The organism is Micromonospora sp. H61, assembly GCF_018070325.1.
Classification (GTDB): domain Bacteria; phylum Actinomycetota; class Actinomycetes; order Mycobacteriales; family Micromonosporaceae; genus Micromonospora; species Micromonospora salmantinae.
The window spans coordinates 1-11,096 of record NZ_JAGPXY010000116.1; the positions used below are offsets into that span (position 1 = coordinate 1).

14 protein-coding genes are annotated in these 11,096 nt (G+C 72.3%); 10 read left to right on the forward strand and 4 right to left on the reverse strand.

From position 1 onward, the window contains the following. The 4 genes from KBX08_RS31120 to KBX08_RS31135 all read left to right on the forward strand — a co-directional run. Window positions 1-440: YihY/virulence factor BrkB family protein (locus tag KBX08_RS31120; protein WP_210787338.1), on the forward strand; the 440-nt coding region annotated here is incomplete at its 5' end. Between the two features lie 99 nt (window positions 441-539). Further along, window positions 540-956, forward strand: a complete 417-nt coding sequence (locus KBX08_RS31125; protein ID WP_088947320.1) for a DUF2795 domain-containing protein — start codon at window positions 540-542, stop codon at window positions 954-956. 52 nt (window positions 957-1,008) lie between these two features. Beyond that, entirely contained in the window at window positions 1,009-1,470 is a 462-nt protein-coding gene (locus KBX08_RS31130; RefSeq protein ID WP_030334984.1) for an SRPBCC family protein, read from the forward strand. A gap of 94 nt (window positions 1,471-1,564) precedes the next feature. Beyond that, a complete protein-coding gene (locus KBX08_RS31135; protein ID WP_210787341.1) occupies window positions 1,565-1,825 on the forward strand; it encodes a hypothetical protein in 261 nt (86 codons plus the stop codon). Here the strand turns inward: KBX08_RS31135 and KBX08_RS31140 are convergent. Next, complete coding sequence (locus tag KBX08_RS31140; protein WP_210787343.1) at window positions 1,783-3,090, reverse strand: sugar MFS transporter; 1,308 nt, start codon at window positions 3,088-3,090, stop codon at window positions 1,783-1,785. The genes KBX08_RS31135 and KBX08_RS31140 overlap by 43 nt on opposite strands. A gap of 158 nt (window positions 3,091-3,248) precedes the next feature. Here KBX08_RS31140 and KBX08_RS31145 point away from each other — a divergent pair, with 158 nt between their 5' ends. Next, window positions 3,249-3,458 carry a hypothetical protein gene (locus KBX08_RS31145; RefSeq protein WP_210787345.1) on the forward strand — a complete coding sequence of 70 codons (210 nt, stop codon included), beginning with the start codon at window positions 3,249-3,251 and terminating at the stop codon, window positions 3,456-3,458. Here the strand turns inward: KBX08_RS31145 and KBX08_RS31150 are convergent. Beyond that, window positions 3,455-3,904: a hypothetical protein gene (locus tag KBX08_RS31150; RefSeq protein WP_210787348.1), complete on the reverse strand. Its 450-nt coding sequence runs from the start codon at window positions 3,902-3,904 to the stop codon at window positions 3,455-3,457. The genes KBX08_RS31145 and KBX08_RS31150 overlap by 4 nt on opposite strands. Before the next feature lie 162 nt (window positions 3,905-4,066). Here KBX08_RS31150 and KBX08_RS31155 point away from each other — a divergent pair, with 162 nt between their 5' ends. After that, window positions 4,067-4,420, forward strand: coding sequence for a DUF6401 family natural product biosynthesis protein (locus KBX08_RS31155; protein WP_210787351.1), 354 nt, complete (start codon window positions 4,067-4,069; stop codon window positions 4,418-4,420). Window positions 4,421-4,487: 67 nt separating this feature from the next. Here KBX08_RS31155 and KBX08_RS31160 read toward each other — a convergent pair whose 3' ends face one another. Further along, on the reverse strand, window positions 4,488-5,297 hold the full coding sequence (locus tag KBX08_RS31160) for a hypothetical protein (protein ID WP_210787353.1): 810 nt from the start codon (window positions 5,295-5,297) through the stop codon (window positions 4,488-4,490). Window positions 5,298-5,495: 198 nt separating this feature from the next. Here KBX08_RS31160 and KBX08_RS31165 point away from each other — a divergent pair, with 198 nt between their 5' ends. The 3 genes from KBX08_RS31165 (at window position 5,496) to KBX08_RS31175 (ending at window position 9,740) form a co-directional block, all read left to right on the forward strand. After that, window positions 5,496-7,634, forward strand: a complete 2,139-nt coding sequence (locus KBX08_RS31165) for a SpoIIE family protein phosphatase (RefSeq protein ID WP_210787355.1) — start codon at window positions 5,496-5,498, stop codon at window positions 7,632-7,634. A 25-nt stretch (window positions 7,635-7,659) separates the two neighbouring features. Beyond that, window positions 7,660-8,337 carry an HAD family hydrolase gene (locus KBX08_RS31170; protein WP_210787359.1) on the forward strand — a complete coding sequence of 226 codons (678 nt, stop codon included), beginning with the start codon at window positions 7,660-7,662 and terminating at the stop codon, window positions 8,335-8,337. A 107-nt stretch (window positions 8,338-8,444) separates the two neighbouring features. Continuing rightward, entirely contained in the window at window positions 8,445-9,740 is a 1,296-nt protein-coding gene (locus tag KBX08_RS31175) for a sodium:proton antiporter (protein ID WP_210787360.1), read from the forward strand. A gap of 9 nt (window positions 9,741-9,749) precedes the next feature. Here KBX08_RS31175 and KBX08_RS31180 read toward each other — a convergent pair whose 3' ends face one another. Continuing rightward, window positions 9,750-10,688 carry an NAD(P)/FAD-dependent oxidoreductase gene (locus KBX08_RS31180; protein WP_210787362.1) on the reverse strand — a complete coding sequence of 313 codons (939 nt, stop codon included), beginning with the start codon at window positions 10,686-10,688 and terminating at the stop codon, window positions 9,750-9,752. 107 nt (window positions 10,689-10,795) lie between these two features. Between KBX08_RS31180 and KBX08_RS31185 the strand changes: the two genes are divergently transcribed. Then, window positions 10,796-11,011 (forward strand): DUF3072 domain-containing protein, encoded by a 216-nt coding sequence (locus KBX08_RS31185; RefSeq protein WP_210787361.1) that lies wholly within the window; start codon window positions 10,796-10,798, stop codon window positions 11,009-11,011. Window positions 11,012-11,096: the final 85 nt, after the last annotated feature.

An 11,096-nucleotide genomic window follows, 5' to 3' on the forward strand; every position in this document is an offset into this window, starting at 1 on the left:
TCGTCAGTGGGCCGGTCACCGATGCGGTCGGCGACCTGATCAACGCCGGCGGCCTGGCCCGCACGACGTGGAGCGTGGCGAAGTGGCCAGTCCTCGCCATGATCATGATGGTGCTGCTGTCCCTGCTGTTCTGGATCGCGCCGAACGTGCGCCAGCCCCGGTTCCGCTGGCTCACGCCGGGCGGCGCGGTGGCCCTGATCTCCTGGGCGGCGGCCTCCTTCGGCTTCGGCCTCTACGTGGCCAACTTCGGCTCGTACAACACCACCTACGGCAGCCTCGGGGCGGCCATCGCGTTCCTGGTCTGGCTCTACCTGTCCAACTCGGCGCTGATGCTGGGTGTGCAGATCAACTCCGAGGTGCAACGCGGGCGGCAGTTGCAGGCCGGCGACCCGGACCCGGACGAGCCGGTGCTACCGCCCCGCAAGCCCGCCGACGAGTGAGCCCCGTTCGGCCGCGGTGTCCGGTTCGCCGCCGGGCCGAGGGCCGGTTCGTGGCCCGGTGCCGGTTTATCGGGTGGGGTGCCGGGTAGCGCAGAAGGCATGGAGCGTGGCAACAGCAAGCACGGACCGAGGATCGACGAACAGATGAGTCAGGAGGTCAGCGGTCTCGTACAGGGGCCGGGGACCGGTGGCTCTCGGGTCGACGAGTCGCGGGTGCCGGAACCGGCTGGCGAGGACCAGCCGGAGACGACCACCGCCCCGGCCGGCGACCTGCGCACCGGCACCCCGCAGGGCATGAGCTCTACGGACGTCGAGCAGCGCAGCCGGCTCGGCCGGTTCATCTCGATGAGCGCGCTGCCGGGCGACCGTCTGGTGCTCATTGCCAGCGCCCGTGAGAACGAGGCGCCGGACGACATCGTGGCGGCGCTGGAACGGCTGCCCGAGGGCACCGTCTACCAGACGGTCTCCGAGGTGTGGGCGGCGCTGGGCAACAAGAACGAGACAACTCGCTGGTGACCAGGATCGCCCCCGATCCGGCAATCCACCGGCGGCTGAAGGAGGTTCCCCGATGAGTGGCGTTACCGAACATGTGGACGTGTCCGTACCCGTACGCACCGCGTACGACCAGTGGACGCAGTTCGAGGAGTTCCCCGAGTTCATGGAGGGTGTGCAGGAGGTCCGGCAGCTCTCCGACACGATGACCCACTGGACGGTGGACATCGCCGGGGTGAAGCGCGAGTTCGACGCCGAGATCACCGAACAGCTCCCCGACGAGCGGGTCGCCTGGCGCTCCACCGGCGGCACCCAGCAGGCCGGCGTGGTGACCTTCCACCGGCTCGACGAGGACAAGACCCGGGTCACCCTGCAGCTCGAGTTCGAGCCGCACGGCGTGGTCGAGCAGGCCGGCGACAAGCTCGGCATCGTCGACCGACGGGCCAAGGGCGACCTGGAGCGGTTCAAGACCTACATCGAGCGGCGTGGTCAGGAGACCGGCGCCTGGCGCGGGCAGGTGGACCGTCCGCAGCCCTGACCTGAGCAGTGACACCGATGGCCGCCGGAATCCCGGCGGCCATCGCCGTATCCGAGCCCGTTTGCGATCATCACGCCCGGGTACGGCTGAAGGTATGACCGACGACAACATCAGGGTGTGGCGGGACGAGGAGCGGCTTCCGTTGGAGGAGTTGGAGCGCGCGGTGTCGGGCTCCAGCCTCGACGGGCAGGCCGACGACGTGACGGGTAACGACGCCGGCGAGGAGGCCGCGTTCGGGCACGGACCGGCCGCGTCGGACCGAGACGGTACGGTCCGGGGCAACAGCCGGGAGGACACCGACCCGCAGCGCGCCTACCGCCCGTCCACCACCGGCCGTACCGGGCCCGACGTCTGAGGATCGCTTCCGGGCTGGGCGGGCACCGCCGGCACGGGAGGCGTGGCAGCCGGCCGGCGCGCGCCCCACTCGTAGAGCGCGATCAGCGCCAGCGCGAGCACCAGCAGGGCCGAGCCCAGCACCTGCACCGACGTGTTGCCGATCAGCACGCCCAGCCCGGCCGGGACGAGCGCCGCGCCGACCCCTGCGGCACCGATCTGGAGGCCGATGGCGCGGTCCGCGTGCGCCGCGCCGACCCGGTCGGCGGTGGTGAGGGTGAGCAGCGGAAAAACCGGTGCGGCGGCGAACCCGACAACGACCAGGCCGAGCACCGCCAGGACGGCCGGCCCGGGAACGGCGATCAGGGCCGCGCCGACGGCCATTCCGGCCAGGCTCGCGCGCAACACCAACCCCGCTCCCAGGCGCTCGGCCACCAGACCCTGCACGACCCGACCGACGAACAGACTGCCCCAGTACGCGGAGACGCAGCCGCCGGCCAACGCCGCACTGAGCCCGCGCCCCTCGGTCAGCAGCAGGAACGCCCACAGCCCGGCGGACACCTCGATCGCCACGTACAGCACGAAGGCGAGCGTCCCCGACCAGACCGCCGGCAGCCGCAGCGTGTCCCGAACCGGAACCTGGACTGTCGACGCCGGCCCGGAATCCGTGGCGGCGGGCATGCCCTGGACAGCCGCACCCGCCTCGGTGCCGGCCGGCGCGGCACGGCGCCAGGCCCGAACGGTGAGCGCGAACGCGGCGGCGAGGACGAGTTGGGCGGCGGCCACGATGCCGTACCCCCAGCGCCAGGCGAGCCCGGCGCTCAGCACCGCGGTCATGATCAGCGGACCGATGGCCACGCCGAGGCCGAAGAAGGCGTGCAACCAGTTCATGTGGCGGGGCCCGAAGGCCCCGGCGGCGTACGCGTTGAGCCCGGAGTCGACAGCGCCGGAGCCGAGCCCGAGCAGCAGCGCACAGCCCACCAGCACCGCCAGCACGGGGCTCACCGAGTAACCGGTCAACGCCAGGCTGGCCAGCAGGGTGCTGCCGGCGAGCAGGGCGCCCACGCCGACCCGGGCCAGCGTGAAGCCGGCCAGCACGCTGGAGGTGAGATAGCCGACGGTGCCGGCGGTGAGCACCCACCCGACGGCCTCGGTCGGTACGTCGAAGTCGCCCCGGATCGAGGGCCAGCTGACGCCGAGCAGGCCGTCGGGCAGGCCGAGACTGACGAACGCGAGGTAGGACAGCAGGAGCAGTGCGGCGCGGGGACGCGCGGGCGCGGTGGACACGAGACACCATCCTGCCGCAGGGGCACCCTAGCGCCGTCGGCACCCGATCGCTCGCGGCGTGAAGAAGTCGTGTCCGTACGGTCGAGAAAACGGACAGCTCATCCAGAATCGGCCGATCGGTGGACGGCAAGCCGGCCGGTTCGCGTAAGAATTTCGGGATGCATCAAGGCTCCGGAATCCTCTCCACGCGTCAGCGCAAACTCGCCTGGCTCGGCTTCCTGCTCGCCGCGCTTCAGGCACCCGTGTCCGCCTGGCTCGTCGCCGACGAGTCGTGGCTGTTCAGCCTGTGCGTCGCGTTGATGGTGGCCACCGTGATCATCGCTGACGACGCGGCACGGCGTCGCCCGGCCGACGCGACAAGCGACTAGCCTCCGCCGCCCGGCCGGGCCTCGTGGCCCGGCCGGCCCCGGCTCCGGCGGCGTTCCTTCATCTCGGCCTCGTAGAGGTGGCGCCGCCCACCCACCAACTCGTCGCGGGCCTGCTGGTCCAACTCCCGGAACAGCGCGTGGTAGCCGTCGTCGAAGTCCTCGACGATCTGAAACGTCCACCGTCCGGCGATGACGTTGCGGCCGCGCAGCTCCGTGGCGATCCGGTCGGCGAGGTGCGGATGCCCGGCGGCGCGAAACTGCTCCACCGCGTCGTCGAGCATCAGGTCGGCGTGGCCGATCAACTGGTGCATCGAGTAGAGGTGCCCCCGGGCCCGCTCCACACACTCCAGCGCCTCGCTGAGCTTGCCGAGCGCGGCGACCGTCGCGCCGCTGACGCCGTCCGGCCGCCGGTGCCGCTCGTCGGGTCCGTCCGCCTGCTGTCCCATCCGTGCCTCCGTGCCGGGTGCCGTCATTCCTGGGTGTTCTCCTGCTGCCCAGTCTGTGCCGGATCAATCCCCCGGGTCAGCGGCAACCGCCCCAGTGGCGCAGCCGACATCCGCCGAGCGGACGAGGTCGACACGGTCACTGGTCGGTTAGCCTCGGTCACCATGCGTGTGCCGTTCAACCGGGTCGCCTCCCGTACCGCCGTCGACTCGGCGCGGTCCACCCTGGCCGCCCTCACCGTCTCCGTGGGCACTGTCGGGCTCGCCGCCGCCGCCGCGCGACCCGGGCTGCTGGCCCTCGTCGACCAGCACGCGGCGGCCGTCCGGGACAGCCTCGACGGGGACCGCACGCCGCTGAGCGCCGCGGCGCTCGCCGGCTACGCCGAGGGGGTGCGCGCCGCCGCCCTGGAGCACGGGTGGACGCCGCCCAGCGGGCCGGTGGACTGGAGCCACCCGGAGTGGCTGCTCACCCGGCTGGTAGCGGTCTGCGCGCTGGCTCGCGCACTCGACCGGCACTGACACGCGAGGGGAGGGCACCCCGCGTCGTACGCGGAACACCCTCCCACCCGTCGTGCCGTTCCGCCCGCTACGAGCGGTACTGCTGGGGTTCGTCCACCCGAGGCATGGCCTGGGTGCGGTCACCCCCGCGGTCGGCCATCTGCCGCTCCACGTCGCTACGCCCGGCCGACGCGGCCTGACGTTGCTGCTGCACCGCCCGGGCCTCCTGGGCCGCCCGCTGCAGCCAGCCGTCCCAGCGGTTCTGCATCGGCTTCACGAGACCACCGCCGACGCCGACGATCAGGATGCCGGCCACCGTGGCGAGCACCGCGATCAGCACCGGAGTGGTCACCGTGGTGGCGATACCCACCTGGTTCAGGGCGGCGATCACACCGAGCGCGATGATGAAGATCGCCGTCAGGTCGGCCAGGACCTTGCCGTACGAGAGCCCTCCCAGCGCCCCGGTGACCAGATCCCGGACAGCGTTGGCGATCGCGGCCGCCACCACCACGATGACGATCGCGATGAACGCACGCGGCAGCCAGGCCACCACGCCGCTGATCAGGTCACTGATCGCGTTGGGCCCCCAGACTCCGAAGGCGAACTGCAGCGTGAACAGCAGTACGGCGTAGTACGCCAGTCTGGCCAGAATGTCGCTGGCGTCGTACTTCGTTCTCTCCAGGGCCCGTTTGATGCCACCGCGTTCGACCGCCTGGTCGAAACGCACCCGTTCCAGCACCGTATCCACGATCTTGAGGACGGCTCTGGCGATGAGCCAGCCGACCACGAGGATGACGATGAAGGCCACTGCCTTCGGGATGAAGAGCAGCACCGACCTCCAGGTGTCGGCGATGGCATCGCCGATGTCGGCCTGCCGGACCGCGAGGGTTTTCAGCATGATGTCCCTCCTGTCGCATGGACTGCGCCGGGCGCATACCCGGCAACCGGTCCGGCACTCCGCGCAGCGCGCGGCGTTTTTCCCGACAGACCTCCGGACAGGGGCTCTGAACTGCCCGAACGGCCACCGCGACGGACTCGGCGACGGCCCGCCGCCGTGGTCGGATGTCTTTTCCGGTCGGCCGACTAGGCTGCGAACATGCCAGGAACGGTCGGGCGGGTCCCCACGCCAGCAACTCCGGGCCCGGGCGCACCCACCGGGTCCGGCCCGGCCGTCGGCGTGCTCGCCCACGACTGGGCCAACACCCCGCTGGGCCCGGCCGACGACTGGGACGTCGCCCTCCAAGCCGTGGTGGAGCTGGTCCTCGCCTCGCCGATGCCGATGGCCCTGGCGTACGGCGACGATCTCGTCCTGCTCTACAACGCCGGCTATGCCGAGCTGCTGGGCACCAAGCACCCCAGCGCCCTCGGCCGCCCGGCCGCCGAGGTGTTCGCGGAGATCTGGGCGCTGCCCGGCGTCGGTGCGGTGATCGAGCGCTGCTACCGGCAGGGCGAGCCCTTCCTGGAGAAGGAGTCCACCCTGCCGCTGGTCCGTGGGCACTCCGCGACGGTGGAGCAGGCGGTCTTCACCCGGGGCTACTCACCGGTGCGCGACAGCGCCGGGCAGATCGTCGGCGTGCTGACGGTCGCGGCCGAGACCACCCACGTCACCGAGCAGTTGCAGAGCCTCAGCGAGGTGGCCGCGGCGCTCGCCGGCACCCTCACCCTCGACGACGTCGCCCGGGTGGCGCTGCGGTACGCGATCACCACGTTCGACCCCGACCAGGCCTCGTTCGCCGTCGACGAGGGCGGCGGCGGCTGGCGCATGGTGCGTCGGGTCCATGGCGAGTTGTTGGACGAGGCCGACGAGCGGCTTCCCCCGCTCTGGCGGCGCGCGCCGGCGGACTGGTCGGCCCCGGTGGTGCAGGCGGCCCGCTCCGGCGGCCCGTCGTTCACCCGCGACGGGCAGCCGCTGCGGGACACCGCCGTGGACCGCCACGACCAAAAGGTCCGCGCGATGGCGGCCCTGCCGCTGGGCACCTCGGTGGTCCGCGGCGGGCTGGCGGTCGGCTACCAGGTTCCGCACACCTGGTCTCCCGCCGAGCGGGCGTTGCTGGCCGCCTCGGCCGAGCTGATCGGCCAGGCCGCCGAGCGGGCCCGCCGGTTCGAGACCCAGCACGGCACTGCCCAACTGCTGCAACGCAGCATGTTGCCGGAGCACCTGCCGGATCTGCCCCGGTTGCGGATCGCGGCCCGCTACGACCCGGGCGTGGACGGCAACGCGGCCGGCGGTGACTTCTACGACGCGTTCCTGCTGCCCAACGGCTCGCTCGGCGTGGTGCTGGGCGACGTCGCCGGGCACGACGTGCAGGCCGCCGCGCGGATGGGGCAGGTCCGGGCCGCGCTGCGCGCTCTGGCCCTGGCCGACCCGACGCCCGCCGCGGTCCTGGGCGGCCTGGACCGGCTGGTGACCAGCCTCGGCGTGGAGGCTGGCACCCACGAGCTGTTCGTCACAGTGGCGTTCGGGGTGATCGACGCGGAGCGGCGGGAGCTGACCCTGTCCAGCGCCGGTCACCCCGCGCCGTTGATCCGCCGCGGCGACCCGGATGGTCGGTTCCACGCCGAGTACGTCGACGTCCCGGCCGGGCCGCCGCTGGGGCTGGGCGGCCGGCCGGGCACCACGACCGTCCCGTTCCGCCGCGGTGACACCCTGCTGCTGTTCAGCGACGGGGTGGTGGAGCGCCGCCGGCAGAGCCTGAGCGCCGGGCTGGCCACCCTGAGCGACGCCATTGCCAAGGCCGGCAGCGGCGACCCCCGCGCGCTCTGCGCGGTGGCCACCGCGGCGGTCCCGGGTGGCACGGAGGACGACGTGGCCGTGCTGGCGGTCGAGCACGCGCTCAAACCGAGTCGTTCGGCGAGCATGGAGGTGCCCGCCGAGCCGACCGCGCCAAGCCGGGTCCGGCACTGGCTGACCGGCCAGCTCACCGAGTGGCAGGTGCCCGAGTCGGTGATCGGGGCGGCGGTGCTCTGCACCAGCGAGCTGACCACCAACGCGTTGCTGCACGCCGGCACGGCCGCCCGGGTGGAGATCGACCTCAGCGCCGAGCGGCTGCTCGTCTCGGTAGCGGATTCCGGCACCCGGGGCACCGTGACCCGGGCCCGTACCGACACGTTGAGCAGTCGCGGGCGCGGCCTCGGCCTGATCGAGGAGCTCAGCGACGCCTGGGGCACCGACCCGTCGGTCCGGGGCTCCACGGTCTGGTTCGAGATCCTCACGCCGCCGGCCGCGCATCCCTGAGCCGCCCGAGGGTAGGAGGACGCCCATGGCTACCGACCGGCCCGCCGGGGTCCTCTTCGATGTCGACGGCACCCTGGTCGACACCACCTACCTGCACACGGTGAGCTGGTGGGAGGCATTACGCCAGACCGATCAGCCGGTGCCGATGGCGGTGGTGCACCGTTCGATCGGGATGGGGTCGGACAAACTCCTGGATCATCTCCTCGGCCCGGAGCGGGACCGCGACGCCGACTCGAAGCTGCGCGACGCGCACGACACCCTCTACGCCGAGTACTGGGAACGGCTCACGCCGCTACCCCGGGCGGCCGACCTGTTGCGGGCCTGCGCCGAGCGGGGGTTGCGGGTCGTGCTGGCCACCTCCGCCTCGGAACCCGAGGTGGGCGCGCTTCGTCGGGCGCTGGCCGCCGACGACGTGATCGACACGGTCACCTCCTCCGCGGACGCCCAGCAGAGCAAGCCGGCACCGGACATCCTGGTCGCCGCGTTGGAGCAGTCCGGGTTGACCGCCGAGCGGGTGGTCTTCGTCGGCGACTCGGTGTGGGACGTCGCCGCGGCCGGGAAGTTGAACATCCCGTGTGTGGGCCTGACCTGCGGTGGCACCAGCCGCGGCGAGCTCGCCGGCGCGGGTGCCGTGGCGGTGTACGACGACCCGGCCGCGCTGTTGCACGAGTTGGCGAACTCGCCGCTCACCCGGCCCCGCTGAGGATCACTCGGGTCCACCGGCACGGATGCGCATAGCCGGAGCCCTTGCGGGGCAAGGACTGTCACCACCTGCCCGCACCTCGCGGGTGCGGGCAGAAGGGTGGTGCCGTGGAGCCGGTAGATGTGGCGTTCGCGCTGGTGGGCCTGGGCGCGCTGCTCGCGGGCATCCTGCCGCGGGTGCTGGAGCGGCGCCCGCTGTCCATGCCGATCGCCTTCCTCGCCCTCGGCATGCTGGTGTTCCTGCTGCCGGTCGGGCTGCCGTCACCGGACCCCCTGGCCCACCCGGAGCTGACCACCCACCTCACCGAGATCGGGGTGATCGTCGCGCTGATGGGTGCCGGGCTGAAGATCGACCGACCGTTGAGTTGGCGGCGGTGGTCGTCCACCTGGCGGCTGCTGGCGATCGCTATGCCCCTGTGCATCGCGGCGGTGGCCCTGCTCGGCTGGTGGTGGGCGGGGCTGGTGCCGGCCGCCGCGCTGTTGTTGGGCGCCGCGCTCGCGCCCACCGACCCGGTGCTCGCCGCCGACGTGCAGGTCGGCGAGCCCACCGACGTGGAGGATTCCGAGGACGAGGTCCGATTCGCGTTGACCTCCGAGGCCGGCCTGAACGACGGGCTGGCGTTCCCGTTCGTCTACGCGGCCATCGCGATCGCCTCGACCAGCCTCGCGCCGAGCGACTGGGTGGCCGAGTGGTTCACGGTGGACGTGCTCTGGAAGATCAGCGTCGGCGTCGGCGGTGGCCTGCTCATCGGATGGCTGCTCGGCAAGCTGTTCTTCCGCGCTCCCAGCGAGCTGCGGCTGGCCCGGCACGCCGAGGGCTTCCTGGTACTGGCCGCCACGTTCCTGGCGTACGGGCTGGTGGAGGTGGTCGGCGGGTACGGCTTCCTGGCGGTGTTCGTGGCCGCCCGGGCCATTCGGGCCGCCGAACGGACCCACGAGTTCCACTCGGTGCTGCACGACTTCGCCGAGCAGGTCGAACGGCTGCTCACCCTGGTGCTGTTGCTGCTGCTCGGCGGCGCGATCGTGGGTGGTCTGCTGGGCCCGCTGACCTGGCCGGCGGCCGCCGTCGGGCTGGCGCTGGTGTTCCTGGTACGGCCGCTGATCGGCTGGTTGTCGTTGCGCGGCGCTCCCGGACGCCCGGCCGAGCACTGGGTCATCTCGTTGTTCGGCATCCGCGGCGTCGGCTCGTTCTACTACCTCGCCTACGCCACCACCAAGGCCGACTTTCCGCAGGCCGAGCTGCTCTGGGCGACCGTCGGGCTGGTGGTGCTCGTCTCCGTGGTGGTGCACGGCATCACCGCGACCCCGGTCATGCAGTTGCTGGACCGGGAGGGAGAGCGGACCTCCGACCCGGCCGAGCGGGACGCCGACGCTCGGCCCGTCGCGGCAGCCGGTCACGCCTGAGCGGATGGCTCAGGCCAGCCTGGCGGCCAGCGCACGGCCCAGGTCCCGGCCGGAGCGCCAGGCGCTCTGCACCCGGGGCTTGCCGAACGCGTCGCCGGCCAGCCCGATCCCGTCGGCGTCGAGGTGGTGGGTGGCGCCGCCGGCGTCGCTGGTCGGCTTCGCGTACGTCCAGCGGTGCACGTGCACGTCGACGGCCTGCTCGGGAAGCCCGAGCAGGTCCCGGACGGCCTGTTCGATCGCCGGGCCGGCCCCGGTGGGTTGGGCCAGGTGCCCGGCCGCGAACTCCGGCACGGTGTGCGCGACCAGCACCGGCGCGCCGTCACCGCGCCGGTCGCCGTCGTCGCAGACGAGGTTGAGGACCGGGTGCTCGTTGACGAACGCGCCCCGAAAGTCCGGCCAGCGCCGGGTCGGGAAGCGCAGTACCGCGGCCAGCGACGGCGACCAGCGTTGCGCCTGCACGACCCGGGTGGCGTCGGTCAGGGCCGGGTCGAGCAGAAGGGCGGCCTGCGGACCCGGCATGGCCAGGGCGACCGCCGCACACGGCTGCCCGTCGACGACCGGGCCGGGTTCCACTGTGAGCACCAGCCGGTCGACTGTCACCGGCACCTCGCCTGCCAGGTGCTCGACCAACGAACGCAGCCCACGGGGGGCGGCGAAGCGCATCGGCCCGGGCACCTCGTGGTTCCCACTCCGGTCGTACGCCTGGAAGGTGTCTGTCCATTCGCGGACCAGCCCGGCGGCGCGCCACTGCTCGACCAGCGCGGCGAAGTCCGGGTCGGTGGCGGTGAAGTAGGCGGCGCCGATGTCCGCGGGCCGGCCCTGGAAGCGTTTGCTGGCCATCCGGCCACCGCGGACGTGCCCCCGCTCCCGGACCTGCACCGGCACCCCGGCCCGGGTCAACTCGACAGCACAGGCCACCCCGGCGATGCCCGCCCCGACCACCACCACGCTCGACCGGTCCTCCGTCATCCGATGATCGTAGGTGGCGGCGTTCGGGCATGAACCACCGACGATCGGGGTACTGGCACACCTGTTCGAAAGAAAGGGTGATGAGGATGACTGACCGCCGCACCGAGCAGGCCGACCAGAATGCCGCGATCAAGGACCCGGACGAGTGGGTCACCGGGGACGAGCCGCCGACGGCGGCGCAGGAGTCCTACCTGAACACGCTGGCCCGGGAGGCCCACACCGACCTCCCGGACGACCTGACCAAGGCCGAGGCGTCCAAGCGCATCGACGAACTCCAGGCCGAAACGGGCCGAGGCCAGTAGCCCCAACCCCCTCCGCGCGATCTTGCACTTTCTGTCGCGACAAAAGAACACACAAGGCGCAAATCAACGACAGCAAGTGCAAGAT

Coding starts and splice junctions, on each gene's coding strand:
- KBX08_RS31125 (WP_088947320.1), top strand. CDS start 540: ATGGAGCGTGGCAACAGCAAGCACGGACCGAGGATCGACGAACAGATG.
- KBX08_RS31130 (WP_030334984.1), top strand. CDS start 1,009: ATGAGTGGCGTTACCGAACATGTGGACGTGTCCGTACCCGTACGCACC.
- KBX08_RS31135 (WP_210787341.1), top strand. CDS start 1,565: ATGACCGACGACAACATCAGGGTGTGGCGGGACGAGGAGCGGCTTCCG.
- KBX08_RS31145 (WP_210787345.1), top strand. CDS start 3,249: ATGCATCAAGGCTCCGGAATCCTCTCCACGCGTCAGCGCAAACTCGCC.
- KBX08_RS31150 (WP_210787348.1), bottom strand. CDS start 3,904: ATGGGACAGCAGGCGGACGGACCCGACGAGCGGCACCGGCGGCCGGAC.
- KBX08_RS31155 (WP_210787351.1), top strand. CDS start 4,067: ATGCGTGTGCCGTTCAACCGGGTCGCCTCCCGTACCGCCGTCGACTCG.
- KBX08_RS31160 (WP_210787353.1), bottom strand. CDS start 5,297: ATGCTGAAAACCCTCGCGGTCCGGCAGGCCGACATCGGCGATGCCATC.
- KBX08_RS31165 (WP_210787355.1), top strand. CDS start 5,496: ATGCCAGGAACGGTCGGGCGGGTCCCCACGCCAGCAACTCCGGGCCCG.
- KBX08_RS31170 (WP_210787359.1), top strand. CDS start 7,660: ATGGCTACCGACCGGCCCGCCGGGGTCCTCTTCGATGTCGACGGCACC.
- KBX08_RS31185 (WP_210787361.1), top strand. CDS start 10,796: ATGACTGACCGCCGCACCGAGCAGGCCGACCAGAATGCCGCGATCAAG.